Annotated in this window: 21 protein-coding genes and 1 tRNA gene; 6 read left to right on the top strand and 16 right to left on the bottom strand. The window is 64.4% G+C overall.

What is annotated here, in order from left to right; translation table 11 throughout:
• Positions 1 to 110 precede the first annotated feature (110 nt).
• The 3 genes from M1D87_RS21225 to bglX all read right to left on the bottom strand — a co-directional run bounded on the left by M1D87_RS21225 (position 111) and on the right by bglX (position 5,636).
• A complete protein-coding gene (locus M1D87_RS21225) occupies positions 111 to 1,445 on the bottom strand; it encodes a sigma-54-dependent transcriptional regulator (RefSeq protein WP_039613761.1) in 1,335 nt (444 codons plus the stop codon).
• Positions 1,439 to 3,196, bottom strand: a complete 1,758-nt coding sequence (locus tag M1D87_RS21220; protein WP_123084915.1) for a sensor histidine kinase — start codon at positions 3,194 to 3,196, stop codon at positions 1,439 to 1,441. The genes M1D87_RS21225 and M1D87_RS21220 overlap by 7 nt, the downstream gene beginning before the upstream one ends.
• Before the next feature lie 148 nt (positions 3,197 to 3,344).
• Positions 3,345 to 5,636 carry a beta-glucosidase BglX gene (gene bglX / locus M1D87_RS21215; protein ID WP_085721047.1) on the bottom strand — a complete coding sequence of 764 codons (2,292 nt, stop codon included), beginning with the start codon at positions 5,634 to 5,636 and terminating at the stop codon, positions 3,345 to 3,347.
• A 186-nt stretch (positions 5,637 to 5,822) separates the two neighbouring features.
• Here bglX and M1D87_RS21210 point away from each other — a divergent pair, with 186 nt between their 5' ends.
• Both M1D87_RS21210 and M1D87_RS21205 read left to right on the top strand, forming a co-directional pair.
• Positions 5,823 to 6,440, top strand: a complete 618-nt coding sequence (locus M1D87_RS21210) for a TPM domain-containing protein (RefSeq protein WP_085721048.1) — start codon at positions 5,823 to 5,825, stop codon at positions 6,438 to 6,440.
• A 258-nt stretch (positions 6,441 to 6,698) separates the two neighbouring features.
• Complete coding sequence (locus M1D87_RS21205) at positions 6,699 to 7,913, top strand: class I SAM-dependent methyltransferase (protein WP_013974019.1); 1,215 nt, start codon at positions 6,699 to 6,701, stop codon at positions 7,911 to 7,913.
• Positions 7,914 to 7,957: 44 nt separating this feature from the next.
• On the opposite strand, the gene M1D87_RS21200 is transcribed toward M1D87_RS21205, so the two are convergent.
• From M1D87_RS21200 to M1D87_RS21175, 6 genes are all read right to left on the bottom strand, one after another.
• The gene (locus M1D87_RS21200) at positions 7,958 to 8,965 is read right to left on the bottom strand and encodes a DUF4917 family protein (protein ID WP_123084914.1); all 1,008 of its coding nucleotides are present in this window, start codon (positions 8,963 to 8,965) and stop codon (positions 7,958 to 7,960) included.
• Positions 8,966 to 9,180: 215 nt separating this feature from the next.
• A complete protein-coding gene (locus M1D87_RS21195; RefSeq protein WP_123084913.1) occupies positions 9,181 to 10,887 on the bottom strand; it encodes a SulP family inorganic anion transporter in 1,707 nt (568 codons plus the stop codon).
• 164 nt (positions 10,888 to 11,051) lie between these two features.
• Positions 11,052 to 11,125, bottom strand: a tRNA-Gly gene (locus M1D87_RS21190).
• Positions 11,126 to 11,235: 110 nt separating this feature from the next.
• Positions 11,236 to 12,123, bottom strand: coding sequence for a (R)-3-hydroxydecanoyl-ACP:CoA transacylase (gene phaG, locus M1D87_RS21185; RefSeq protein WP_123084912.1), 888 nt, complete (start codon positions 12,121 to 12,123; stop codon positions 11,236 to 11,238).
• Positions 12,124 to 12,572: 449 nt separating this feature from the next.
• Entirely contained in the window at positions 12,573 to 13,265 is a 693-nt protein-coding gene (locus M1D87_RS21180) for a pseudouridine synthase (RefSeq protein ID WP_061550377.1), read from the bottom strand.
• A 9-nt stretch (positions 13,266 to 13,274) separates the two neighbouring features.
• A complete protein-coding gene (locus tag M1D87_RS21175; RefSeq protein WP_123084933.1) occupies positions 13,275 to 13,487 on the bottom strand; it encodes a cysteine-rich CWC family protein in 213 nt (70 codons plus the stop codon).
• Between the two features lie 143 nt (positions 13,488 to 13,630).
• Here M1D87_RS21175 and M1D87_RS21170 point away from each other — a divergent pair, with 143 nt between their 5' ends.
• Positions 13,631 to 14,083 (top strand): hypothetical protein, encoded by a 453-nt coding sequence (locus M1D87_RS21170; RefSeq protein WP_039613740.1) that lies wholly within the window; start codon positions 13,631 to 13,633, stop codon positions 14,081 to 14,083.
• A gap of 147 nt (positions 14,084 to 14,230) precedes the next feature.
• Here the strand turns inward: M1D87_RS21170 and M1D87_RS21165 are convergent, their stop codons facing one another.
• Positions 14,231 to 15,337 (bottom strand): enoyl-CoA hydratase/isomerase family protein, encoded by a 1,107-nt coding sequence (locus tag M1D87_RS21165; RefSeq protein WP_013974012.1) that lies wholly within the window; start codon positions 15,335 to 15,337, stop codon positions 14,231 to 14,233.
• Between the two features lie 126 nt (positions 15,338 to 15,463).
• Here M1D87_RS21165 and ung point away from each other — a divergent pair, with 126 nt between their 5' ends.
• Entirely contained in the window at positions 15,464 to 16,156 is a 693-nt protein-coding gene (gene ung / locus M1D87_RS21160; protein WP_044047153.1) for a uracil-DNA glycosylase, read from the top strand.
• A gap of 120 nt (positions 16,157 to 16,276) precedes the next feature.
• Here the strand turns inward: ung and M1D87_RS21155 are convergent, their stop codons facing one another.
• The 5 genes from M1D87_RS21155 to M1D87_RS21135 all read right to left on the bottom strand — a co-directional run bounded on the left by M1D87_RS21155 (position 16,277) and on the right by M1D87_RS21135 (position 21,731).
• On the bottom strand, positions 16,277 to 17,308 hold the full coding sequence (locus M1D87_RS21155) for an AbrB family transcriptional regulator (RefSeq protein WP_023661344.1): 1,032 nt from the start codon (positions 17,306 to 17,308) through the stop codon (positions 16,277 to 16,279).
• A complete protein-coding gene (locus M1D87_RS21150; RefSeq protein WP_013974009.1) occupies positions 17,301 to 18,815 on the bottom strand; it encodes a tripartite tricarboxylate transporter permease in 1,515 nt (504 codons plus the stop codon). Before M1D87_RS21150 ends, M1D87_RS21155 begins: the two co-directional genes overlap by 8 nt.
• Positions 18,816 to 18,818: 3 nt before the next feature.
• Entirely contained in the window at positions 18,819 to 19,277 is a 459-nt protein-coding gene (locus tag M1D87_RS21145) for a tripartite tricarboxylate transporter TctB family protein (RefSeq protein WP_015271606.1), read from the bottom strand.
• 137 nt (positions 19,278 to 19,414) lie between these two features.
• The gene (locus M1D87_RS21140) at positions 19,415 to 20,395 is read right to left on the bottom strand and encodes a Bug family tripartite tricarboxylate transporter substrate binding protein (protein WP_013974007.1); all 981 of its coding nucleotides are present in this window, start codon (positions 20,393 to 20,395) and stop codon (positions 19,415 to 19,417) included.
• A gap of 46 nt (positions 20,396 to 20,441) precedes the next feature.
• Positions 20,442 to 21,731, bottom strand: coding sequence for an OprD family porin (locus M1D87_RS21135; RefSeq protein WP_123084911.1), 1,290 nt, complete (start codon positions 21,729 to 21,731; stop codon positions 20,442 to 20,444).
• Positions 21,732 to 21,931: 200 nt separating this feature from the next.
• Here M1D87_RS21135 and M1D87_RS21130 point away from each other — a divergent pair, with 200 nt between their 5' ends.
• Together M1D87_RS21130 and M1D87_RS21125 are read left to right on the top strand one after the other, a co-directional pair.
• Positions 21,932 to 22,603: a response regulator gene (locus tag M1D87_RS21130; protein ID WP_085721055.1), complete on the top strand. Its 672-nt coding sequence runs from the start codon at positions 21,932 to 21,934 to the stop codon at positions 22,601 to 22,603.
• Entirely contained in the window at positions 22,596 to 23,975 is a 1,380-nt protein-coding gene (locus M1D87_RS21125) for a sensor histidine kinase (RefSeq protein WP_041505629.1), read from the top strand. Before M1D87_RS21130 ends, M1D87_RS21125 begins: the two co-directional genes overlap by 8 nt.
• A 127-nt stretch (positions 23,976 to 24,102) precedes the next feature.
• On the opposite strand, the gene M1D87_RS21120 is transcribed toward M1D87_RS21125, so the two are convergent.
• Positions 24,103 to 24,909: an HDOD domain-containing protein gene (locus M1D87_RS21120; protein ID WP_015271603.1), complete on the bottom strand. Its 807-nt coding sequence runs from the start codon at positions 24,907 to 24,909 to the stop codon at positions 24,103 to 24,105.
• Positions 24,910 to 24,935: the final 26 nt, after the last annotated feature.

The following is a 24,935-nucleotide window of genomic DNA, read 5'->3' as shown; positions in this document are numbered from 1 at the left end:
TTTCCTTGTGGGAGCGGGCGTGCCCGCGAAAGGCTGCAAAGCAGCCCCGGAAAATCAGATTAATGAGCGGTTTTTTGCTTGCTGATTGAGCGAGATAAGCGGATTTCCGCTCATTCCCGCCCGATGAAGTCCTCGCGCACCAACCCATGCCGCTGCATCTTTTCGTTCAGCGTGCGCCGCGGCAGCTGCAAGGCCTCCATCACCGCCTTGATTTCGCCCCCGTGCTGGCGCAGCGCCGCGCGCAGGCATTGCGCCTCGAACGCTTCCATCTGTTCGCTCAACGACTGCCCGGCAGGCGTCACCTCGATGTTCGGCGAGCCCAGCCCCAATGCATGCCGCTCCGCCGCGTTGGCCAGCTCACGCACGTTGCCCGGCCAGTCATGCGACAGCAGCTGCGCCAGTTGCGCGCCCGACAGTGGCGGGGCTGCGCGACCAAGCTTTTCGCCGGCGGCACGGGCAAAGTGCTCGAACAGCAGTGGAATGTCCTCACGCCGTTCACGCAACGGCGCCAGGCGCAACTCGGCCACGTTCAGGCGATAGGCAAGGTCTTCGCGAAAGCGCCCAGCGCGGGCTTCTTCGAGCAGGTCGGGCTTGGTCGCGGCAATGATGCGCAGGTCGACGCTGATGCTCTGGTTGGCCCCCAGGCGTTCCAGCTTCTGTTCCTGGATCACCCGCAGCAGCTTGGCCTGTTGGGCCAGTGGCATGCTTTCGATTTCGTCGAGGAACACCGTGCCACCGTTGGCGTACTCAAGCTTGCCGATGCGCTTGCCCTGGGCGCCGGTAAAGGCGCCGCTTTCATGGCCGAACAGCTCGGCCTCGAACAGCGACTCGGGGATGGCTGCACAATTGAGGGCGACGAACGGCTTGTCGGCGCGCGGGCCAAAATCGTGCAGGCAGCGGGCCACGCGCTCTTTGCCACTGCCGGTTTCGCCGCGGATCAGCACATTGACCGGCAGGCTGGCCAGGTCCAGCACTTGCCGACGCAGCTGTTGCAGGCCCTGGGACATACCCAGCAGTGTGCCTTCCAGGCGTGACTTGAGATCGGCCTGCTCGTGCAGCCGGCGGTTTTCCAAGACCAGCTGGCGCTTTTCCAGGGCCCTGCGCAGGCTGCCCAGCAGGTGCTGCGGGGTAAAGGGTTTTTCCAGGAAGTCGTAGGCCCCGCTGCGCATGGCTTCCACTGCCATGGGCACATCGCCGTGGCCGGTCAGCAGGATCACCGGCAAGTCGGGGTCGTCCGCCTGCAGGCGTTCGAGCAACTGCAGGCCATCCATGCCCGGCATGCGTACATCGCTGATGATCACCCCGGGAAAGTGCCGTGGCAGGTGTGCCAGGCATTCTTCGGCGCGGGCGAACAGTTGCACGCTGAAGCCCGACAGGCTCAGCCATTGCTCGACCGCCGTGCGGATACTGGCTTCATCATCGACGACGATCACTGAATTCAACATGCAGGCTCCAGTTCACGGGGCAGGGTAAGGCTCAGGCGCGCGCCGCCAGGCAGGTTTTCGGCCTGCAGCTTGCCGCCGGCCTCGTGGACGATGCCGTAGGAAATGGCTAGCCCCAGCCCAAGGCCTTCACCCACCGGCTTTGTGGTGAAGAATGGGTCGAAGACCTTGGCCAGGTTGGCCTCGGCAATGCCGCCACCCGAATCCAGCACGCTCAGGCGCCATAGCTCGCCGTCGGGCTCGATGCGGATCTCCAGGCGTTTGTAGCGCTTGTCGGCCATGGCGTCGAGGGCATTGCGCAGCAGGTTGATCAGCACCTGCTCCAGGCGAATGGCATCGCCGCGCACCCAGGCCGGGCGCGCCAGGTACAGGGCTACCTCCACTTCTTCGCTGCGAATACGCGCCTCCAGCAGGTGCAGTGCCTGGTCGACCACGGTGGCCAGGTCGAGGCGTTCGCGCAGGCCGACCGGGCTGTTGCGGGCGAAGGTTTTCAGGTGACTGGTGAGCGCGGCCATGCGCGTGAGCATCTGCTCCAGCGGCTCCAGTGCCTGGCGTGCTTCGTCATATCGGCCATGGTCGAGCAGCAGACGCAGGGTTTCCAGCTGCATGCGCTGGGTGGTCAGCGGCTGGTTGATTTCATGGGCCATGGCCGCCGACATCTGCCCAAGCGCCGCCAGCTTGGCCGATTGCACCAGCCCCTCCTGGGCGGTGCGCAGCTCACGGGTGCGTTCCTCGACCTGGCGCTTGAGCTCCTCCCGGCTACGCTGGCGCAGGCGGGCAAGGCGCAGGCGCTGGCTGACGAACAGCGCAGCGAACACCAGGCTCAGCCACACGGCGGCGGCGCCGAGGGCGGCATTGCGACCGTCGGCGGCCACCTGCGGCTTGCGCAGCAGATGCAAGGTCCAGTTTTCACTTTCCAGCGGCAGGCTTTCCCACAGGTACTCGGCGCTACCCTCCGGGCCTTGCACGCGGCTGAGGGTGCTGTTGGCGGCAAAGCGGGTCAGCACCTGGTGCTGTAGCGGCACCAGCGGTTGCTTGTCGTACTGACGGGTTTCGGCCAGTTCGGCACGGTCGGCACCATTGAGCGGCTGCAGCTCGCGGTAGCGCCAGCCGTCCTGGTTGGCGATGAAGGTGATGCCACGGGCATCGCTGACCAACAGGATGTCGCTGCCCTGGCGCCACTCGCGCTCCAGTTCGGGGAACTCCAGCTTAACCACCATGGCGCCGAGGAAGCGGCCATGCTCGTCGTTCACCGCGCTGGCGAGGAAGTAGCCCGGCACGCCACTGGTCACACCGACTGCGTAGAAGCGGCCACTGCCTTGGCTGCGGGTTTGCTTGAAGTAGGGGCGGAAACCGTAGTTGGAGCCCACATAGCTGCTGGGCAGCCGCCAGTTGCTGGCGGCGATGGCCAGGCCGGTGCGGTCGAGCAGTTCGAGGGTGGAGGAGTTGGCAGCGCCGTTGATGCGTTCGAGCTTGCGGTTCAGGGCGTCCTGCATCGGTTCGCTGACCGGGCCGCGCAGGGCGGCGATCAGTTCCGGGTCCAGCGCCAGCACGGCGGGCAGGGCGCGGTAGCGGTCGATCAGCGTGTGCAGGGCATTGGCATACAGGCCCAACTGCTGGCTGGCACGCTGGGCGTCGGCTTCCATGGCCTGGCGCTTGGCCTGGTGCATGGCCCAGCCGGCGCTGAGGGCGGTGCCCAGCACGATCAGCAGGGAGATCAGCCCCAGACGCAGGGCGCGAACGGAAAAGGGCATGGGGCGGATCCGAATAAATGGGGTATCAGGGCTGGCCTATTCGCGGGCTTGCCCGCTCCCACAGAAGATTCACAGCCCGATGGACCTGTGCATTACCTGTGGGAGCGGGCAAGCCCGCGAAGGGGCCGGTACAGGCATAACCTGTCAGTTACAGCAGTTCAAAGCTCTGCTGTTGCACCGCCTGGGAATCCAGGCCGACCTGGACATTGAATTCCCCTGGCTCGGCAACCCGCTGCAGTTGGCCATTGTAGAACTTCAGGTCTTCTTCGCTGATGCGGAAGCTCAACGTGCGCGATTCGCCAGGCTTGAGCATCAGCTTCTGGAAGTTCTTCAGTTCCTTCACCGGGCGGCTCATCGATGCCGATACATCCTGCAGGTACAGCTGCACCACGGTCTCGCCTGCCACCTTGCCGGTGTTCTTCACCGTCACCTTGGCCTCCAGCGTGTCGCCACGCCTGAGGTCCTTGTTCGACAGCTTCAGCCCCGACAGCTCGAAGCTGCTGTAGCTCAGGCCATAGCCGAACGGGTACAGCGGGCCATTGGGCTCTTCGAAGTACTGCGAGGTGTAGTTGCCCGGCTTGCCCGGTGTGAAGGGCCGGCCGATACGGGTGTGGTTGTAGTACATCGGGATCTGCCCGACCGAACGCGGGAAGGTGATGGCCAGCTTGCCGGACGGGTTGTAATCGCCGAACAGTACGTCGGCGATCGCGTTGCCGCCTTCGGTACCGGCGAACCAGGTTTCCAGGATGGCGTCGGCCTGCTCGCGTTCCCAGGCAATCGACAGTGGGCGGCCGTTCATCAGCACCAGCACCAGTGGCTTGCCGGTGGCTTTCAGGGCCTTGATCAGCTCCCGCTGGCTGGCCGGGATTTCCAGGGTGGTACGGCTCGACGACTCGTGGGACATGCCGCGGGATTCGCCGACCACTGCCACCACCACATCGGACTGCTTTGCCGCCTTCACCGCCTCGTCGATCAGCACCGCGGGCGGGCGCGGGTCGTCGACGATTTCCGGAGCATCGAAGTTGAGGAAGTTCAGGTAATCGAACATCGCCTTGTCGCCGGTGACGTTGGAACCTTTGGCGTAGACCAGCTTGGCCTTGCCCTCCACGGCGCGGCGCAGGCCTTCGCGCACGGTCACCGAGTGCACCGGTTTGCCGTCGGCAGCCCAGCTGCCCATCATGTCGATCGGGGCATCGGCCAGCGGGCCGACCAGGGCGATGGTGCCGGCCTTTTTCAGCGGCAGGGTCTGGTTGTGGTTTTCCAGCAGTACCAGGCTGCGGCGCGCCACGTCACGCGCGGCGTCGCGGTGCAGGCGGTCGTTGCCGTAGTAGTCCTTCAGGTCAGTTTCGGCCTTGCCGATGCGCACGTACGGGTCCTTGAACAGGCCCATGTCGTACTTGGCGCCCAGTACTTCGCGCACTGCCTGGTCCAGTTCGGCCTGGGTCACTTCGCCAGACTTCAGCAGGCCTGGCAGCTCTTCGCCGTACAGGGTGTCGTTCATGCTCATGTCGATGCCGGCCTTGATCGCCAGCTTGGCGGCTTCGCGCCCGTCGCGGGCGACGCCATGGCGGATCAGCTCCTGGATGGCGCCATGGTCGCTGATGGTCACGCCCTTGAAGCCCCACTCCTTGCGCAGCAGGTCGTTCATCAGCCAGGTATTGGAGGTGGCCGGCACGCCGTTGATCGAGTTCAGCGCCACCATCACCCCGCCGGCACCAGCGTCGAGCGCGGCGCGGTAGGGTGGCAGGTAGTCGTTGTACATTTTCGGCAGGCTCATATCGACCGTGTTGTAGTCGCGCCCGCCTTCCACCGCGCCATACAGGGCGAAGTGCTTGACGATGGCCATGATGCTGTCGGGGTTGGCCGGGCTGCTGCCCTGGAACGAGCGGACCATCACCTGGCCGATCTTCGAGGTCAGGTAGGTATCCTCGCCGAAGCCTTCACTGGTGCGGCCCCAGCGCGGGTCGCGGGCGATGTCGACCATCGGTGCGAAGGTCATGTCCAGGGCGTCGGCCGCGGCTTCGATGGCGGCGGTGCGGCCGACCTTGGCGACGGCGTCCATGTCCCAGGTCGCGGCCATGCCCAGGCCGATCGGGAAAATGGTGCGTTCGCCGTGGACGGTGTCGTAGGCGAAGAACATCGGAATCTTCAGCCGGCTACGCATCGCCGCGTCCTGCATGGGGCGGTTCTCGGGGGCCGTGCGTGAGTTGAAGGTACCGCCGATGCGCCCGGCGGCAATTTCCTCGCGGATCTTATCCTTGGGCATTTCCGGCCCGATACTGATCAGGCGCAGTTGGCCGATCTTCTCGGCTTCGGTCATCTGGCTGATCAGATGGTCGATGAACGCCTGCTTGTCCTGCAGGGGCGGGGCGGAGGGGGCGGCGAGTGCCGCCTGACTGGCAAGGCCCATGGCCAGGCCCAGCAAAGACAGTTTCATCATCAATTCCGTTGTGAGGCCTGTGCCGTATCCACGGTGATACGCGCGCGGCCGAAGTTTTCAGGCGGCTATTGTTGTACGATTTGCAGGCATTTCTTCCAGCGGCGGATTATGCCTGAATATGTCGCCTGCGGATGAAGCCCCGAATGCCGGGACAACAACTATAAGAACGCTCAAGAGACCGACGGCATGACCCCCCTCGACGAATACCATCAGCGCCAGATCGCCGAAGCCATTGCCCGTGCCGAACGGCGCACCGATGCCGAACTGGTGACGGTGCTGGCCCGCCGGGCCGATGACTACGCCTACTGGCCGTTGTTCTGGGCCGCCGTGCTGGCGCTGGCCGTGCCGGCCCTGTTGCACTGGCTGCTGGGTTGGCCCGGAGTGCGTGGCTTGCTGGTGGCCAATGTGCTGCTGTTCGTAGGCTTGTGCCTGCTGCTGCGCAGCCCGCGCCTGGCCGGCTGGCTGATCCCCCGGGCCCTGCGCCGCTGGCGCGCCTCGCGCCTGGCCCGCCAGCAGTTTCGCGAACAGAACCTGCAGCACACTGCCGGTGCCACGGGTGTACTGATCTTCGTCAGCGAGGCGGAGCGGCATGTGGAGATCCTGGTCGACCGCGGTATCGAGCGCCATCTGGATGCCACCGCCCGCGCGGCCATCGTCGCCCGCCTTGCCGAACAGGTACGCCAGGGCCGCACCTTGCAGGGGTTTGTGGAGTGCATAGAAGCGTGCGGCGAACTGCTCAGCGAACATGTGCCGCCTACCCATGCGCGTAACGAGTTGCCCAACCGGTTGGTGATTCTCGATTGAGCCGACCCCGATGGCTTGACGCGCCCCCCTGTAGGAGCGGCTTTAGCCGCGAACACCGGCGCAGCCGGGGCCATGCACCGCGTTGGATTCTTCGCGGCTAAAGCCGCTCCCACAGGGTACGCGTACCGCTTGCGAATTCAGCTCCCTACGCGACAGCGCAGCCCAAAGGACTGGGCGATCTCCCACAGGAAGTTAGCCACCCTGTAGAATGCGTGCATTGCGCCATGCGCTCCCCGCTACCCGAGGCACCGTTTTTCCATGTCCGCCAGTTCTTCTGCCCCATCCGCGCCGGATGCGCGCACCCAGTTTCTCGACCTGCTGAACGCCGCCCTGCATGGCAATACCCTGGTCAAACTGGTATTGGCGCGCCATGTCGGTGCCGACCAGACCCTGCAACGGATCATTGCCAAGCCGCTGCAGGTCAAGGGCCAGCCGTGCCTGTCGCTGGTCTATCGCCACCAGACCCGCGACATCACCCGCAACCTGGCGCTGGAGCAGGCCCAGGCGCTGGTCGCCGAGCTGCTACCGGACAGTTTCCGCAACGCGCACCTGTTCGATGCCGACGGTGAAGTGCAGTTGACCTTCAGCAAGAAGGGCAAGCCCATGCTCCAGCGCCACGGCGCACAGGCGCCACGCGAAGCTGCCAGCAGCAGCGGCCATGACCGCGAGAAGAAGCGCTATCTGGAGCTTTCACGGCCGTTCCTGCGTGATCTCGGGGTTACTGACGCACAAGGCGCGCTGATACCGTCGATGTCGCGCAAGTGGAAGCAGATCAACAAGTTCATCGAAGTCTTCGACCACGCCCTGGCCAGTGCACCGGTGCCGGCGGAGCAGGCGCTGCGGGTGGCCGACTTCGGCTCAGGCAAGGGCTACCTGACCTTTGCCATGCACGACTACCTGCGCAATAGCCTGGGCCGCGAAGCGCAGGTAACCGGCGTCGAGCTGCGCCAGGACATGGTCGACCTGTGCAACGCCGCCGCCTTGCGCCTGGAGCACCCGGGCCTGGAGTTCCAGTGTGGTGACGTGCGTAGCGTGGTGCCCGAGGCCATCGAAGTGATGATCGCCCTGCATGCCTGCGACATCGCCACCGACTACGCCATCCACACCGGCATCCGCTGCAACGCCGCGATCATCATGTGCTCGCCGTGCTGCCACAAGCAGATCCGCCCGCAACTGCACAGCCCGGGGTTGTTGCAACCGATGCTGCAGTACGGCCTGCACATGGGCCAGCAGGCCGAAATGCTGACCGACAGCCTGCGCGCGCTGTACCTCGAAGCCTGCGGGTATGAGACCAAGGTGTTCGAGTTCATTTCGCTGGAGCACACCAACAAGAACAAGATGATTCTTGCGGTGAAGCGGCGTCAGGCAGGGGACAACGGCGCGTTGCTGGAGAAGATCGGGCAGCTCAAGGCCTTTTACGGGGTGCAGGAGCATTGCCTGGAGACGTTGTTGCGTGCGGATGGGTTGCTCTGACGTTGCGACACCAGGCAGCTCCTGCAGCTGACTGCGTTGAGCGATCAGGTGCGAGCTGGCGCCTCGATAGCCAGTTCTGCCTGTCCCAACGGATGCGTACTGGCATCAAAGAAGTGCAGCACTGTCCCCGGCATATCCCCGAACCTGTCGACAAAATGCTGCTTCTGGTTGATCACCGATGCCTCGCTCAATGGCCGTATGGCAATCGACAGATGCTTCGGCCGGGCCTGTCGGATGGCTTCGAGCAGATGCTGGTCACTGCTGCCCAGGTGCAGCCCGAACAGGCATAGCCCCTGGCTTTCCCGCGCCAGTTGCCCCAGGCACCAGCCCAGGTAGTCAGAGTTGCGGATGGCGCGCAGCTTCTCGTCGCTGCGGTCTTCGTTGACGAACAGCGGCACTTCGCCCGGGATGTTCACGGCAAAACCATCGAGCAGTTCGGCGCTGTCGGCACTGCGTTGGCGGGTGGTGCCGTCGGGCAGCTTGAGCAGGTGCAGGCCGCCATGCAGGTGCAGTACCCGCGTGCTTTCGCCGTTGGTGCGGCGCACGTCGAAGAAGCCTTGCTCGTCGAACAGTTCGGCGAAACCCTGCGGGGCGTGTTGCACGGCCCACGGTAGCAGCAGGTCGTAGTTGCTGGTGTAGACGCTGCGGTAGCCGCGCAGGGCCTGGTTGAGGGTTGCCAGGGTCGTGGCCGGCATGAGTGGCCACGGCAGGTGCACCGTGCGTACGGCGTGGATCAGCGCTTCCTTGATCGAGTAGTAGCGGTTCAGCGGCGCGGTGGAGTTGATGGCCAGCGCGGCGTTGGTGCGCACGGTGGTGTTGAGGGCGCTGAGCACCGGCTCGAACAGTTCCGTACCCAGTGACTTGAACAGTGCCTGGTCGCTGACGGCCAGGCCTTTCTTGCGCCCGGCACGTTGCGCTTCCTCGAACAGCGAGAAGTAGCCGAACGGCTTCCACAGCACGCGGCTGGCGCCGTTGCCCAGCATCAGGGCGTCGCAAGGGTGGCGGGCGGCGAGTTCCGGCCAGGGGGTGAGGGTGGCGTCTAGTGCGGGCATGCTGGGGTCCGTTGGGTGGAGCGGGAACGGGGGCGACTTTAGCATGTCATGCAAGGTGTGCGAGGGTTGGTGTCCAGGCAACTGCTTTGTGCAGCCTGTACTGGCCCTATCGCCGGCAAGCCAGCTCCCACGGTTCGCCACAGGCCTTGAGAGCAGTGCAGTACCTGTGGGAGCCGGCTTGCTGGCGATATGGCCAGTAGCAACGACGCAATGCTTCAACCTTGTTCAGCCCGTTGCTCAACGCGACTCCTGTTACGCCAAACCCGATAGGCGCGAATGCCCGCCCGCACCGAGCCGAACAGCAGTTTGTCTTCCATCTCCCGGGCCATCCCCGAGCGCACCAGCATGCGCAGGAAGGTGCCGCGGGCGCGGGCGATGGCGAAGAAGATGCCCTGGGCGGCCAGGGTGTCGCGCACTTCGCGCAGGGCGGCGATGCCGCTGACGTCGATGCTGGTCACCGCCTCGGCATCGAACAGCACGGCCCTGGGTCGTTCCTGGCTCTGCACCGCTTCGAGCAGGCGCATCTTGAAGTAGTCGGCGTTGAAGAACAGGATCGCGTCGTCGAAGCGGTACACCACCAGGCCTGGCACGGTGCGGGCATCCTTGTGTTTGCGGATGTCCACCTGGCCTTCGGTGCCGGGCAGCCAGCCCAGCACCGCGTCGGTGGGCTGATAGATGCTGTACAGCAGGCGCAGGATCGCCAGGGTCACGGCAAACACGATGCCGGGCAGCACGCCCAGGCTCAGCACACCGACCGTGGTCAGCAGGCACAGCCAGAACTCGAAGCGGCTCAGGCGGCGAATGTGCTTCAGCGACTTGATGTCGATCAGCCCCCAGCCTGCCATCAGCAGCACGGCACCCAGCGCTGCCTGCGGGATCCACGCCATCGGCGCGGTGAAGAACAACAGGATCAGGGCGATGACCAGTGCTGCGATGATGCCCACCAGTTGGCTCTTGCCACCGACCATGTCGTTGACCGCAGTGCGCGAGTCTGCACCGCTGATGGCAAAGCCCTGGGAAACCCCGGCAGCCAGGTTGCTTACGCCCAAGGCGACGAATTCGTGGTTGGCGTTGATCGCGTAGCCGTGCCGGGCGGCAAAGCTGCGTGCGGTGAGCATGGCGCTGCAGAAGCTGACGGTGGCGATACCCAGGGCGTCGCGCAGCAGGCTTTTCATTTCTGCCAGGTTACTGTGTGGCCAGGCCAGCTGCGGGATGCCGGCAGGTACCGGGCCGAGAATGGCGACGCCAAAGCGGTCAAGGCCGAGCAGGCCGACCAGCAGCATGAACAGCGCCACTACAGTTAGCGCCGCAGGCAGCTGGGGGTAGCGTCGTGGCAGCCAGATCAGCAGGCCCAGTGCGGCGATGCCGATGAGCAGCGTCACCCAGTGGATTTCGCCCAGGCGCTGGAAGAAGTTGATCAGGCTGAGGATGAAACCGTCGCCCTCGATCTTGAACCCCACCACCTTGGACAACTGCCCGGCGATCAGGCTCAGGCCGATACCGTTGAGATAACCGATCAGGATCGGCCGCGAGAAGAAGCTGGCGATGAACCCGGCCCGGGCCACCCCGGCCGCGATCAGCATTACCCCGACCAGCAAGGTGACGATCACCGACAGCTCGGCAATCCGGTGCGGTTCGCCCATGGCCAACGGCGCCACGGCGCCGGCGATCATCGCGCAAGTGGCGGCGTCTGGGCCGACCATCAGCTGGCGCGAGCTCCCGATAAGGGCATAGACCATCATCGGCAGCACACAGGCATACAGGCCGTACTGCGGCGGCAGGCCGACGATCTGCGCGTAGGCGATGGCAATGGGAATCTGGATCGCCGCCACCGAGAGGCCGGCCTGCAGGTCGGCGTGGAACCACTCGCGGCGGTAGTGCAGCAGGTTGGCAAGGCCCGGTAGCCAGCGGGAGAGAAACATGCGTCGTCCTTTCGAAATGCTTCACGAATCCATCCACGCATTGAAGCGGATCGGCAGGCAAATGGCCATGGGGCAGGTCAAAGGGAGGGGGAGAAACGAAAAAAGGAGCCTGGGCTCCTTTTGACAGCGATGACGTTGCTGGAACGCCATGCGGGAATGCGATGTGGAGCGGGTAGAGGGAATCGAACCCTCAACTAAAGCTTGGGAAGCTTTCGTTTTACCACTAAACTATACCCGCGTTTGCGCAGCACTTTTTACCAGAACCCTCAACGAATTAGAAGCCCAAGTTATTAAAAAGCTTGTCGGCGCCCCATGGTTGCGGGTTTGAGCCACAGGACGCCGAGTTGCTCAGATGGCCAATGCATGCTGCCCCTGTTTTACAGGCTGGTAACGTTGACGAGGTTCACGCACGGTTGGCTTCAGGAACCCCAGCATGACACTGCGAGTGTCCTCGCAAGCGGCCTTGTTTTCCATATCCAGGAAGTGGCCTGCATCGCGGATCACGCTGAAGTGGCTTCGGCCCACGTGCTTGCTGAACTGCCGCGCATCTTCGACCGTGGTGTACTCGTCGCGGTCACCATTGATGAAAAGTACCGGGATGTCGATATTGCGTGCACCATCCAGCGCCCGCTCCAGGTCATGTTGCAGCACCTCGTTGATATGGAAGTGCATCTGCGCATATTCGTGGCTGTCCAGGCTGCTGACATGGCGGTAGTTGAAGCGCTTGAACAGTGACGGCAGGTGTTTGCCGATGGTGTCGTTGATCAAATTGCCGACCTGATAACGGTCGCAGGCGGCCAGGTACTGGCAACCACGGTCCAGGTAGTCGCGCATCGGTTCGTTGATCACCGGTGAGAACGAACTCACCACTGCCTTCTTCACGCCCCGCGGCTGGTGCGCCAGCGCCAGCAGCGTACTTGCGCCACCCCACGAGAACGACATCACGTGGTCTGCCTGGAAGTGCTCGATCAGCTCGAGGAGAATATGCGCTTCGGTCTCCTTGCTGATAAAGCGTTCCTGGCGATTGTGCGGCTTGGATTTGCCAGCGTATGGCTGGTCGAACAGTACAACGTTGAACTGCGGGTGCAGGTTACGTACCGTCTGGGCGAACGAGGCCGTGGTGGCAAGCGAGCCATTGATCAGGATGATCGTATTCTCGGCCGCATCCGCGCGATAGAACTCCGTGTAAACCCGATACTGACCTTGGATATCAAGTACAGCGATTTCTGGCCTCATGTCATCGACTCCTGGCGCAAAAAGGGTATTCGCGTCACCTAGGGTGCACGTTCTTTATGACAGGTAGGCATTTGCCTGAAGAGAAACCGGGGGGCCCTGTGTCGATCCTTGGCACGTGCGTCGACGGTATTGTTTTTGGCGGGCAATTCGCCGTGCCCCAAGGCATCGAGGCCTTGGGTGGCCGGCAAAAAGTGTCTTCGGCTGCGGGCGTGACTTGGTAGTCACATGCAGACTGACGATTTGGATTCAAGCAGTGGGTCGGGAATCCCGCAAGTGCCGTTCGGGGGAAAATGTGACTTTTGTCGCTGAGCGGTCGTATGACGACCCCTGATCTGTCTGGTCCGGCCTCTTCGCGGGCTCGCCCGCTCCCACAGGGATTACACCAGCCCGGAGGCCTGTGGTGTACCTGTGGGAGCGGGCGTGCCCGCGAAGAGGCCGGTACAGGCTGATTAGACCGTCGCTATTTCATCCGCCGTCAGCTCACGAAACGCCCCAGGCGCCAACCCCGGGTCCAGCCGGATCGCCCCCATGCTCTCCCGATGCAACCCCACCACCTTGTTGTCGAAATGGCCGAACATGCGCTTCACCTGGTGATAGCGCCCTTCGATGATCGACAGCCGTGCCTGGCGCGGCCCGAGGATGTCCAGCTGGGCGGGCAGGGTGGTGAGGTCTTCGAAAGCGAAGTAGAAGCCCTCGAGGAACTTGGCCACATAGTGCTCGCCAATCTCGTCCTCGGTTTGCACCAGGTAGTGCTTGGGCAGCTTGGTCGCGGGCTGGGTAAGCCGGCGTGACCATTGGCCATCGTTGGTCAGGATCATCAAGCCCGTAGTGTTGAAGTCCAGCCGCCCGGCAATGTGCAGGTCCTCACGCAAACCGGCTGGCAGCAGGTCGAGCACGGTGCGGTGTTGCGGGTCCTGGGTGGCGCTGACGCAGCCTGCGGGCTTGTGCAACATCAGGTAGCGTGCCGGGCGGCCAGCCTGCAGCAGCTGATCGTCCAGCTCCACGCGGCTGAATTCGCGCACTTCGGCCAGTGGGTCGCTGACCACTTGGCCATCCACCCGCACACGGCGTTGCGCCAGCATCAGACGGACTTGCTGGCGGTTGTGGCTGGGCAGGTTGGCGAGGAAACGGTCGAGGCGCATGGCAAACGGTCAGTCGGAAGCGGGGGAGCGAAGTTGTTCTTCGACGGCGGCGCAGCGCGGGCACAGGCAGGCTTTGTCGCGCAACTCGGCGGGCAGGGCTTCGAGCACGGCAGGGTCGATGGTCACGCTGTAACACCAGCAGGCCTGGGTGGCTCGGCGCGGATCGGCCAAGCTGCACTGGTTGAGGGAGCCACAAGCGGGGCAGTGCTGGTTGTCGGGCATGGCCGCCATTCACCTGTATCAAATTGTTGCAGAAATGGCACTGCACCTTGGCGGCACTGTCTTATTCAGTGTCGATGATCGCATTTCGCATCGACGCTCGCCAGCGCCGCTGTTCGGGCACTCCAGCGGTCCAGGAGGCCGCCATGTCCTATCGAATCCTGTTGATCGCCCTGCTGGGGCTGATGACTTCCGCCTGCGTTCCGTACTACGAGAGCGGGGGCTATTACCGATCGGACCACTACTACTCCGACCGTTATGTGTCACCGGATTATTACCGTTATGACCGCTATTACGTAGCGCCGCAGCCCCGTTATTACTATCAGCCTGCGCCACGCTACTACTACCGCTCGGCGCCCGCGCCTCACTACCGGTCTCATCCGCAGCCGGGGATGAAGCAATGGTATGGCAACCCACGCAACGACTATGGCAACCGCCAGCGGTATGACTATGGGCGCGACCGGGATCGTCATGATTATCGCGATGGCAGCCAGCGCTATCAGCAGAAGGACCGTTGGCACTCCAACGGGCGGGGGGATGGTGACCGGCGCGGGGACGGGCGGCGTGGGCACGGGCAAGGGGGGAACTGGCAGCGGTAGGTGAATTGAAAACCGGGGGCGCGTTGCGCCCCTTTCGCGACGCAAGGCCGCTCCCACAGGTACGGCGCAGCATTGGAAACCATCGCTGTACCTGTGGGAGCGGCCTTGTGTCGCGATGGGCTGCAATGCAGCCCCAACTTCTCGAAGCTACCCGAGATCCGCCAGCGGATGCCGCCCCTCCCACACCTTGGCAAAATGCGCCTCCACCACCGCCGCCGGCACTTGCGCCACATCGGGCCAGTGCCAGTGCGGCTGGTTGTCCTTGTCCAGCAGGCGCGCACGCACGCCTTCGCTGAATTCCGGGTGGCGGCAGCAGTTCAGGCTCATGTTGTATTCCATCTGGAATACCTGCGCCAACGACAGGTGCCGTGCCCGGCGGATCTGTTCCCACACCAGATGTGCGGTCAGTGGGCAACCTTCATGCAACCGTTGGCCGGCATCTGCCAGCAGCGGGTCGCCGTGGTGCTTGAGCCCCTCCAGCGCACGCCAGGCGGCAGCTGCGTCGGCCACGTCGAGCAACTGATCGATCACCTGTCGCCTTGGTAGCCACTGGGCCTCGGGCAACTCGGCGCAGACGCGGTGCTGTTCGGCCTTGAGCAGGCTGTTCAGTTGCAGGGCGGTCTGTTCCTGCCAGTTCAGTTGCAGCAGTTCCTCGATCAGCGCCTCTTGCTGGTACTCGCCCAGAAATCGGTCGGCCAGGCCCAGGTCCAGGGCGTCGTGGGCATTGATCGGCGCACCCGTCAGGCCGAGGAACAATCCCAGCTTGCCCGGCAGGCGGGCAAGGAACCAGCTGGCGCCCACATCCGGATACAGGCCGATGCTGATTTCCGGCATGGCCAGCCGACTGCTGGGGGTGACAATACGCACATTGGCGCCCTGCAGCAGGCCCATGCCGCCGCCCAGCACATGCCCGTGCCCCCAGCACAGCAGCGGCTTGGGATAGGTGTGCAGGGCAAAGTCCAGGCGATATTCGGCGGCGAAGAAGGTGGCGGCCAGCGGGGGCACGCTACCAGGGTGGTCGCGGCAGGCTTGTACCAGCGCACGCACATCACCGCCGGCACAGAAGGCCTTGGCACCGTTGCCGCGCAGCAGCACGCAGACGATTCCTGGGTCGCGGGCCCAGGCGTGCAACTGTTCGCCCAATACTTCGATCATCGGCAGGCTCAGCGCATTGAGCGCCTTGGGCGCATCCAGGGTGGCGATGCCGATGCGGGCGCCATCGGCGCCGGTGAGTACCTCGCAATGAATGGCCATGGACTACCTCGCGCAAGTCATCGCCCAAGTATGGCTTGCCTGGCCGAACATGCCGGTCGTCGGTCGGATCGTTTGACAAGCGGGAAGGGCTTACCTAGTGTCGCGCCATTGTTTATGGAAGGCCCCATGACTGACGACGATCGCATCAAACTCGAACCCAGCTGGAAGGCCGCCTTGCGCGCGGAATTCGACCAGCCCTACATGCATCAGTTGCGCGAGTTCCTGCGCAGCGAGTACGCCGCCGGCAAAGAGATCTACCCGCCAGGGCCGTTGATCTTCAACGCACTCAACTCGACGCCGCTGGACCAGGTGAAGGTGGTCATCCTTGGCCAGGACCCTTACCACGGGCCGGGCCAGGCGCATGGCCTGTGCTTCTCGGTGCAGCCGGGCGTGGCCACGCCACCGTCGCTGGTCAACATCTACAAGGAGCTGCAGCGCGACCTGAACATCCCGATTGCCAGTCATGGCTACCTGCAGAGCTGGGCCGAGCAGGGTGTGCTGTTGCTCAACACGACCATGACCGTGGAGCGCGCCAATGCCGCGTCGCATGCCAAGAAGGGCTGGGAGTTCTTTACCGACCGGATCATCCAGGTGGTTAGCGAGCAGTGCCCGAACGTGGTGTTCCTGCTGTGGGGCTCGCATGCGCAAAGCAAGCAGAAGCTGATCGACGGGACCAAGCACCTGGTGCTGAAATCGGTGCATCCATCACCGTTGTCGGCTTACCGTGGGTTCCTGGGGTGCGGGCATTTCAGCCGGGCCAACAGTTTCCTCGAGCAGCGTGGGCTGGCGCCGATCAACTGGGCATTGCCACCCTTGTAAAGGCCTGAAATGTCGCGTTGCCTTCTTCGCGGGTGAACCCGCTCCCACAGGTTCTGCACTACCCTCAGGGCTTGTGTGGTCCCTGTGGGAGCGGGTTTACCCGCGAAGAGGCCGTCACAGTCATTCCGGGGTTGCGTTCCACACCCGGAACAACGGCTCTGCCAGAAACAGCACAAACAACAAGCGCATCACCTGCAGCGCCGTCACCAGCGGCACCGACAGCTGCAGGGTCTCCGCCGTCAGGCTCATCTCGGCAATTCCGCCCGGCATCATCCCCAATGTCAGCGAACGCAGATCCAGCGCGGTCATCATGCTCAGCACCCATGCGGCACTGCCGGCAATCGCCATGCACAACGCCGTGGCCACCAGGGTGCGGCCCAGGAACGACGGTGCGCGGCGGAAGAACGCGCGGTTGAAGTGGCAGGCCAGGCCGCTGCCGATCAACCACTGGCCGATCTGGCTGGCGCCATTGGGCAGGGTTATCTGCAGGTCGCCCGCCAGGCTCACGGTGGCTGCGACCAACAATGGCCCGAACAACCACGGGTTGGGCTGGCGCAAGCGCTGCCACAGCAGGGCGACGGCAACGCCCAGCGGTGCAATCAGCGCCAGCCAGCCCCAGCTCACACTGCCGGTGTGATTCAGCGGTACCCCGTCACCCAGCAGGAACTTGAACAGCGCCGGCACGCACAGTACCACCGCCAGTACGCGCAGGCTTTGCGCCGCCGCCACCTGGCTGAGCACTGCGCCATTGCGGGCGCCAAGGTTGACCATCTCCCCCGAACCACCCGGCATGCTGGCGAAGAACGCCGTGGCACGGTCTTCACCGGTGCGCCGCAGCAGCCATACGCTGATCACGCTGGACAAGGTGGTGAACAGCGCGCCGAAGAAGATCAGTGCGAAATGGCTGGCCACCTGCTCGATCACCGCCGGGGTGAAGTGCAGGCCAATGCCGATGCCGATGATGCATTGCCCGCATTTGCGGCCATTGGGGATTTCCGGGAGCTGCCAGGGTGTCAGGCAGCGCACCAGGATGATCGCCAGCAACGAGCCGACCATCCATGGCAAAGGCCAGCCGACCTTGCTGGCGGCAAAACCGCCAGCAAGGCCGACCAGCCCGGTCGCGACAAACAACGGCAACGAGCGATCAGGCATCGGCCATCGCCCGGCGCTGCAGGCTGCGTTTGCGCCAGATGCGCAGCAGCGGCAGGGTCAGCATGCAAATGGTCAGTACCCATACCGACATGCTGATCGGGCTCGACCAGAGGATGCCCAGTTCGCCGTTGGAGATAGACAGCGCCCGGCGCAGGTTCTGCTCCATCAGCCCACCGAGGATGAAACCGAGCAGGATCGGCGACAGCGGGAAGTCCAGCTTGCGCAGGATATAGCCCATGATGCCGATACCGACCATCAGGAACAGGTCGAAGGTAGTGGCATGCACGGCGTAAACGCCGATTGCGGTGATGATGGCGATCACCGGTACCAGCGCCCAGTTTGGCACGGCGAGGATGCGGGTGAAGATGCGGATCATCGGGATGTTGAGGATCACCAGCATGATGTTGGCGACGAACAGCGAGGCGATCAGGCCCCAGACGATGTCTGGCTGCTGTTCGAACAACAGCGGGCCCGGGGTGATGTTGTACAAGGTCAGCGCGCCGATCATCACCGCGGTGGTGCCCGAGCCAGGTACGCCCAAGGTCAGCATCGGTACCAGGGCGCCACAGCAGGAGGCGCCGATGGCGGTTTCCGGTGCGGCCAGGCCGCGGGCGTCGCCCTTGCCGAACTTGCCCTTGTCGCCCGCCAGGCGTTTTTCGGTCATGTAGGCCACGGCGCTCGCCAGTGTTGCACCGGCACCAGGCAGCACACCCATGATGAAGCCAAGCAGGCCGCAGCGGATGTTGACCACGAACACCGAGGCCGCTTCCTTGAAGTTGAACAGCATGCGGCCGGTGGCTTTGACTGCCTGGTGGCCATGGTGGGTCTTTTCCAGCAGCAGGAGGATTTCGCTGATGGAGAACAGGCCCAGCACCAGTACCACGAACTGGATGCCGTCGGCCAGGTGCACGCTGTCGCCGGTGAAGCGGTACACGCCACTGTTGGCATCGATGCCGACTGCCGACAGGAACAGGCCGATCAATGCGGCAATGAAGGTTTTCAGCGGCTTGTCGCCGGCCATGCCGCCGAGCGCGACGATGGCAAACACCATCAGCACGAAGTACTCCGCCGGGCCGAAGGCGATTGCCCATTTCGCCAGCAGCGGTGCGAACAGCACCATGCCGCAGGTGGCGATCAGCGCACCGATGAACGAACTCCAGGCCGACAGCGACAGCGCTACGCCAGCCAGACCATTGCGGGCCATCGGGTAGCCATCGAGAGTGGTCATCACGGTCGAGGCTTCGCCGGGGATGTTCAGCAGGATCGAACTGATACGTCCGCCGTACTCGCAGCCCAGGTACACCGCTGCCAGTAGGATCAGCGCCGATTCCGGCGGCAGGCCGAGGGCGAAGGCGATGGGGATCAGCAAGGCCACGCCGTTGATCGGGCCCAGGCCCGGCAGCAGGCCGACCACGGTACCGATCAGCGTGCCGGTGAGGGCGGTGACCAGGTTGTAGGGGGACAGGGCGACGCCGAAGCCCTGGCCCAGGTAGCTCAAGGTATCCATGTGTCAGTTCTCCAGTACGCTCAGCAGGCCAAGGGGCAGGGGCACGTCCATCACGCGGTCGAACAGCCAGTAGAGAAACAGGCTCATGCCCGCCACCACGATGGCGCTGTGCAGCCAGCGGCCGCCGTACAGGCGGGCCATGGGCACGCCGACCAGGATGGCGCTGAGGATGAAGCCCAGGGCTTCGAAGGTGCTGGCGAACACGATCAGCAGGCCGACGCAGGCGGCGATCTTGATCAGGGTCTCGCGGTCCAGTTCCGGTTCGTCGTCCTTGCGCACGATGGGGGTGGGGCGGAACACCAGGTACAGCAGGCCCAGGCCGAGCAGGCCGAGCGTCAACAGCGGATAGGCGCGCGGGCCCACCGGTTCATAGGAAAACGCCGCCTGGTAAGGCCAGGCCATCACGGCCAGGGCGGCGCACACCGCCAGCAGGGCCAGGGCGAAGATGCGTTGCAGGATCATCAGAGAGTCCTCATTGAGCACGGGCCCTGTGGGAGCGGGCATGCCCGCGAACACCGGCAACGCCGGTGCCAGGCACCGCGGTGTCTTCTTCGCGGGCGCGCCCGCTCCCACAGGGTCGGTGAAAGGGCGTTGGCGTGTTACTGGATCAGGCCAAACTCCCTGGCCAGTGTCTTGTAGTCAGCCACTTGCTTCTTCACATAGCCGTCCAGCTCTGCACCGGTCATGGCGAACGGGAACAGTTCGCGCTGGTCACGCAACTTGGCGAAGTCTTCCGAAGCCAGCATCTTGTCGAATGACTGCTTCCACCAGGCGTATTCTTCGTCGCTCACCTTTGGCCCCAGGTAGAAGCCGCGTACCACTGGCCAGACGATGTCGTAACCCTGTTCCTTGGCGGTGGGGATGTCTTTCATCTCGGGCTCGTCCAGGCGCTTTTCCGAGAACACCGCGAGGATGCGCATGTTGCCGCTCTGAATGTGCGGCATGGAGTCGGAGATGTCGGTCGAGCCTACCTGGATATGCCCGCCCAGCAACGCCGTGGCGATCTCGCCGCCACCTTCCAGGGCGACGTAGCGCAGGTCACGCGGGTTGATGCCGGCGGCCTTGGCAATCAGGGCGGTCTGCATCCAGTCCTGGCTGCCGACGGTACCGCCGGAGCCGATCACCACCTTGCTCGGGTCTTTCTTCAACGCTGCGACCAGGTCGTCGAGGGTCTTGTAGGGCGAGTCGCTTTTCACTGCGATGGCGCCGTAGCTGGTGCCGACGGCGGCCAGCCATTTCACCGCGTTCTCGTCGAAGCGGCCGAACTTGCCCTGGGCCAGGTTCAGCAGCGAACCGCTGGACCAGGCCACCAGGGTGCCGGCATCGGCCGGGCGCTGGGCGACCACGGCGTTGTAGGCCACCGCACCAACACCGCCGGGCATGTAGGTGACGCGCATCGGCTTGGTGAGGATTTTTTCCTGCACCAGGGCGCTCTGCACCAGTTTGCAGGTCAGGTCGAAGCCGCCGCCGGGCGAGGCGGGGGCAATGCATTCGGGGCGTTTCGGTTCGGCAGCGAGGGCGTTGCCGGCCAGCAGCAGGCAGCCGGTAGCGAGGACGAGGCGGCGCAGTGAGTAGGTCATCGTCTTTCTCCGTGAGCGTTGTTGTTATCAAGTTATCGCTATGGGGTTACCACAGCGCCACGCTGTAGCTCACCAGCAGCCGCACCTCGTCCGCGTCGCGGGCGAAGTTGGAGCGGAAGGTGGCGTTGCGCAGGCGCACGGCGACGTTCTTCAACGGGCCGCTTTGTACCACGTACTTCATTTCGGTATCGCGTTCCCACTCCTTGCCCTCGCCACCGACGGCGCGGCTGACGTTGTCGCCGCTGATGTAGCGGGTCATGAAGGTCAGGCCGGGCACGCCGAGCGCGGCGAAGTTGTAGTCGTAGCGCGCCTGCCAGGAGCGCTCGTCGGCGCCTGCGAAGTCGTTGATCTGGACGAAGTTGACCAGGTACGGGTCGGCACCATCGACGTACGGGAAGGCGCTGTCGCCTGACAATTGCTGCCAGGCGGCGCTGACCTTGTGCCCGCCCAGGGCGTAGCTGAGCATGCCATTGACGGTGGTGTTGTCGATGTTGCCGGCCTTGGCGGCGCCGGCGTCGTCACTCACAGCCAGGCGCAGGTCGGCGCCCAAGGTGCCGGGGCCCCATGGCTGGGTGGCGACCATGCCGATGAAGTGCTGGCGGTAGATATCGTCGAGCTGGGCAAAGTGGTAGCTGCCGGTGATGCGATCGGTGAACTGGTAGTCGAGGCCGGCCAGGTCCAGGTTGTCGGCGCTGAACGAGCCACCGAAGCGGCCGTTCTTGTTGTTCAGGGCCAGGTCTTCCCAGTTGGTGTCGTTGCGGTCCTTGGCCTTGTCCAGTCGGCCTCCGGTGAAGGTCAGGCCCTTGACCTCCTTCGAGGTGAGCAGGCCGCCTTCGAAGGTTTGCGGCAGGATGCGCCCATCGTTGGGCTGCAGGGTCGGCAGTTCGGGGATCAGCGTGCCGATCTTCAGTTCGGTCTGCGACACCTTCACCTTGCCGGTCAGGCCGAGCTTGGAGTACTCGTCGGCGGCCTTGCCATCATCGTGCGTCGGCAGCAGGCCGGTGTCGGTGCGGTCGGGGCTGGAGTCGAGCTTGATGCCGAGCATGCCCAGCGCATCCAGGCCGAAGCCCACGGTGCCATCGGTGTAGCCAGACTCGAAGTTGAGCATGAAGCCCTGGGCCCACTCGTCGCGCTTGGATTGCTGCGCACTAGTGCCGTCGCGGAAGTCGCGGTTGAAGTACATGTTGCGGGTTTCGAAGGTGGCCGTGCTGTCTTCGAAGAAGGCGGCCTGGCTCATCGGCGCGACACCGGCAAGCGCAAGGGCGCTGACGATGGCGGAGGGGCGTGCGGCAAAGGAACGGGTAGGCGCGAACGCCTGAGGCTGCGATGACAGCATCACTGATGGCTCCGTTTATTGTTCTTATTCGTTGCACCTTGCTGGTGCTTTTTTTCGGCGCGTAGGGCGACCGTGGTGCGATGCTAGGTAACCAACCTTTCGCTAACCTTTCAGCGTGAAAGGTTTGTCGACAGGGCTTCACAGGCCTGCCGACAGCGGTACACTCCGCGCCACCGTCCCACCCGAGCAGGGAGAATCCGATGCGTGTGCTGCTGGTCGAAGACCACCTGCAACTGGCCGAAAGCGTGGCCCAGGCCTTGAAAAGCCATGGCCTGACCGTGGATGTGCTGCATGACGGCGTGGCCGCCGACCTGGCCCTGGCCAGCGAGGAGTACGCCGTGGCCGTGCTGGATGTCGGCTTGCCGCGCATGGACGGCTTCGAGGTGCTGGCGCGCCTGCGCAGCCGTGGCAAGACCCTGCCGGTGCTGATGCTGACCGCGCGCAGCGACGTCAAGGACCGGGTTCATGGGCTGAACCTGGGCGCCGACGACTACCTGGCCAAGCCGTTCGAGCTGACCGAGCTGGAAGCACGGGTCAAGGCCCTGTTGCGGCGCAGCGTGCTCGGTGGCGAGCGCCAGCAACGCTGCGGGCCGCTGGTGTACGACCTGGACACCCGGCGCTTCGCCCTGGGTGGCGAAAACCTGACCCTGACCTCGCGCGAACAGAGCGTACTGGAAGCGCTGATCGCCCGACCGGGCCGGGTGATGAGCAAGGAGCAACTGGCCGCCCAGGTGTTCGGCCTGGACGAAGAGGCCAGCCCCGACGCCATCGAAATCTACATCCACCGCCTGCGCAAGAAGCTCGACGGCCACCCGGTGGCCATCGTCACCTTCCGTGGCCTGGGCTATCTGCTCGAGCACCGCGATGCGTGACAACGGCAGCCTGCGCGGGCGCTTGCTCGGCAACCTGGCCTTGCTGCTGGTGGTGCTGATGCTGGCCAGCGGCCTGAGCGCCTACTGGAACGGCCGCGAGGCCGCCGATACTGCCTACGACCGGACCCTGCTGGCCTCGGCAAGGACCATTGCCGCAGGCCTGTCCCAGCGTGACGGTTCGCTGAGCGCGGATGTGCCCTACGTGGCCCTGGACACCTTCGCCTACGACAGTGCCGGGCGCATCTACTACCAGGTGCTGGACATCCAGCAGCGGCTGATTTCCGGCTACGAGAACCTGCCAGCACCGCCGCCGGGCACGCCGCGTACCGACGACTACCCGGCGCTGGCGCGGTTCTACAACGCCACCTACCTGGGCCAGGACGTGCGCGTGGTCAGCCTGCTGAAGCCGGTGAGCGAGCCGAACATGAACGGCATGGCGGAAATCCGCGTGGCCGAGACCGAGGAAGCGCGGGTGCGCATGGCCCGTGGCCTGATGGCCGATACCCTGCTGCGCCTGGGGATGCTGGCGCTGGGCGCGCTGGTGATGGTGTGGTTTGCCGTGAGTGCCGCGTTGAGGCCGCTGGAGCGCCTGCGCACGGCGGTTGAAGAGCGCCAGCCGGATGACCTGCGGGCCTTGCCGGTTGTGCAGGTGCAGCGTGAGCTGGGCCCGCTGGTGCGGGCTTTGAACCATTTCACCGAGCGTTTGCGCGGCCAGTTCGAGCGCCAGGCGCAGTTCATCGCCGACGCCGCCCACGAGTTGCGCACGCCGCTGGCCGCGCTGAAGGCGCGGGTCGAACTGGGCCTGCGTTCGGGCGAGCCGCAGGAGTGGCGACAGACGCTTGAGTCCGCGGCCCAGGGCACCGACCGGCTGACCCATCTGGCCAACCAGCTGCTGTCGCTGGCGCGGGTCGAGAACGGTGCGCGCGCGATTGCAGAAGGCGGCGCGCAGCGCCTGGACCTGAGCCAGTTGGCTCGTGAGCTGGGCATGGCCATGGCACCGCTGGCGCACAAGCGCGGGGTGGCGCTGGCCCTGGAGGCCGAGGCGCCGGTGTGGCTGAAGGGGGAGCCGACGCTGCTCAACGAACTGTTGAGCAACCTGGTGGACAATGCCTTGGCGCATACGCCGGCTGGCGGCAACGTGATCTTGCGAGTGCTGGCGCCGGCGGTACTGGAGGTGGAGGATGACGGACCGGGGATTCCCGAGGCCGAGCGTGAGCGGGTATTCGAGCGCTTCTACCGGCGCAGTGCGCAGGGCAGTGGGCTTGGCTTGGCGATTGTCGGCGAGATCTGCCGGGCGCACCTGGCACAGGTGAGCCTGCATGACGGTGCGAAGGGCGGGTTGCGGGTGCGGGTGAGTTTTATCGCGGATTGATGTGTTGCCTGTACCGGCCCTTTCGCGGGTGAACCCGCTCCCACAGGTACAGCGCAGCCTTCAGCAGCGGCGCGGTCCCTGTAGGAGCGGGTTTACCCGCGAAGAGGGCCGAACAGGCTGACACCGGTCAGCGCAACATGCTCCGCGCCTCGATCAGCTCACCCACTTCAAGCTCGGTGCCGTACGGCAGGCCCAGGTGGCGGTATGCCGGCAGTGCCGCCAGCGGTCGGTGACGGCCTCGCTGGCTGATGCAGCGGGCGATCTGCACGATGTCGATGTAGTCGATCTTGTCAGTCTGCCGGTCCAGGTCCTGCACCTGGCTCGGCAGGTTGACCAGTTGCTCCGGAAACTCCCAGGCCTTGAGGATCTTGTCGCCGAGCACTGGCTGGATCTGTTCGATCACGTAGTGTAGGCACACCGGGTCGGACAGCAGTTCGTTGTGCTCTTCGGCGTAGATCAATACCGGCAGCGCGCCAATCTGGTTGACCAGCCCGCCAAGGGTGGCCTGGTCGGGTTTGAGTTGTGTAAAGCGCCGGCAGATTTCGTAGCTGATGCCCGCCACATCCAGGCTGTTGGCCCAGATATCACGTAACTTCTGCTCCACCGCCGGCGCCCGTGCGTGGAAAATCTGCTCGATCACCAGGCCAATGGCCAGGTTGCAGCTGTAGTTGATGCCCAGCCGCGTGATGGCAGTGTGCAGGTCGGTGACCTCGACCGCCGCGCGCAGCAGTGGGCTGTTGACGACTTTGATCAGGCGCGCTGAAAGGGCCGCATCGCGACCGATCACCTTGCTCAGGGCCGCTACGCTGATCTCGCTGTCTTCCGCCGCCTCGCGGATGCTCAAGGCAACCTCGGGCAGGGTCGGCAGGACCAGGTCATCCTTTTCGATGGCATCGAGCAACTGTGCTTGAACCATCTCGGCCAGCTTGTTCATGGGCGTGTCTACCGCAGTGGTGGTGC

The organism is Pseudomonas sp. SA233 (assembly GCF_054792385.1).
Note: the sequence above shows the minus strand (reverse complement) of the source record. Positions and strands in the feature narration are given on the sequence as shown.

Coding starts and splice junctions, on each gene's coding strand:
- phaG (WP_123084912.1), bottom strand. CDS start 12,123: ATGAGGCCAGAAATCGCTGTACTTGATATCCAAGGTCAGTATCGGGTT.
- M1D87_RS21200 (WP_123084914.1), bottom strand. CDS start 8,965: ATGCCCGCACTAGACGCCACCCTCACCCCCTGGCCGGAACTCGCCGCC.
- ung (WP_044047153.1), top strand. CDS start 15,464: ATGACTGACGACGATCGCATCAAACTCGAACCCAGCTGGAAGGCCGCC.
- M1D87_RS21165 (WP_013974012.1), bottom strand. CDS start 15,337: ATGGCCATTCATTGCGAGGTACTCACCGGCGCCGATGGCGCCCGCATC.
- M1D87_RS21225 (WP_039613761.1), bottom strand. CDS start 1,445: ATGTTGAATTCAGTGATCGTCGTCGATGATGAAGCCAGTATCCGCACG.
- M1D87_RS21140 (WP_013974007.1), bottom strand. CDS start 20,395: ATGACCTACTCACTGCGCCGCCTCGTCCTCGCTACCGGCTGCCTGCTG.
- M1D87_RS21150 (WP_013974009.1), bottom strand. CDS start 18,815: ATGGATACCTTGAGCTACCTGGGCCAGGGCTTCGGCGTCGCCCTGTCC.
- M1D87_RS21135 (WP_123084911.1), bottom strand. CDS start 21,731: ATGCTGTCATCGCAGCCTCAGGCGTTCGCGCCTACCCGTTCCTTTGCC.
- M1D87_RS21210 (WP_085721048.1), top strand. CDS start 5,823: ATGACCCCCCTCGACGAATACCATCAGCGCCAGATCGCCGAAGCCATT.
- M1D87_RS21155 (WP_023661344.1), bottom strand. CDS start 17,308: ATGCCTGATCGCTCGTTGCCGTTGTTTGTCGCGACCGGGCTGGTCGGC.
- M1D87_RS21180 (WP_061550377.1), bottom strand. CDS start 13,265: ATGCGCCTCGACCGTTTCCTCGCCAACCTGCCCAGCCACAACCGCCAG.
- M1D87_RS21120 (WP_015271603.1), bottom strand. CDS start 24,909: ATGAACAAGCTGGCCGAGATGGTTCAAGCACAGTTGCTCGATGCCATC.
- M1D87_RS21170 (WP_039613740.1), top strand. CDS start 13,631: ATGTCCTATCGAATCCTGTTGATCGCCCTGCTGGGGCTGATGACTTCC.
- M1D87_RS21195 (WP_123084913.1), bottom strand. CDS start 10,887: ATGTTTCTCTCCCGCTGGCTACCGGGCCTTGCCAACCTGCTGCACTAC.
- M1D87_RS21220 (WP_123084915.1), bottom strand. CDS start 3,196: ATGCCCTTTTCCGTTCGCGCCCTGCGTCTGGGGCTGATCTCCCTGCTG.
- M1D87_RS21130 (WP_085721055.1), top strand. CDS start 21,932: ATGCGTGTGCTGCTGGTCGAAGACCACCTGCAACTGGCCGAAAGCGTG.
- M1D87_RS21175 (WP_123084933.1), bottom strand. CDS start 13,487: ATGCCCGACAACCAGCACTGCCCCGCTTGTGGCTCCCTCAACCAGTGC.
- M1D87_RS21125 (WP_041505629.1), top strand. CDS start 22,596: ATGCGTGACAACGGCAGCCTGCGCGGGCGCTTGCTCGGCAACCTGGCC.
- bglX (WP_085721047.1), bottom strand. CDS start 5,636: ATGATGAAACTGTCTTTGCTGGGCCTGGCCATGGGCCTTGCCAGTCAG.
- M1D87_RS21205 (WP_013974019.1), top strand. CDS start 6,699: ATGTCCGCCAGTTCTTCTGCCCCATCCGCGCCGGATGCGCGCACCCAG.
- M1D87_RS21145 (WP_015271606.1), bottom strand. CDS start 19,277: ATGATCCTGCAACGCATCTTCGCCCTGGCCCTGCTGGCGGTGTGCGCC.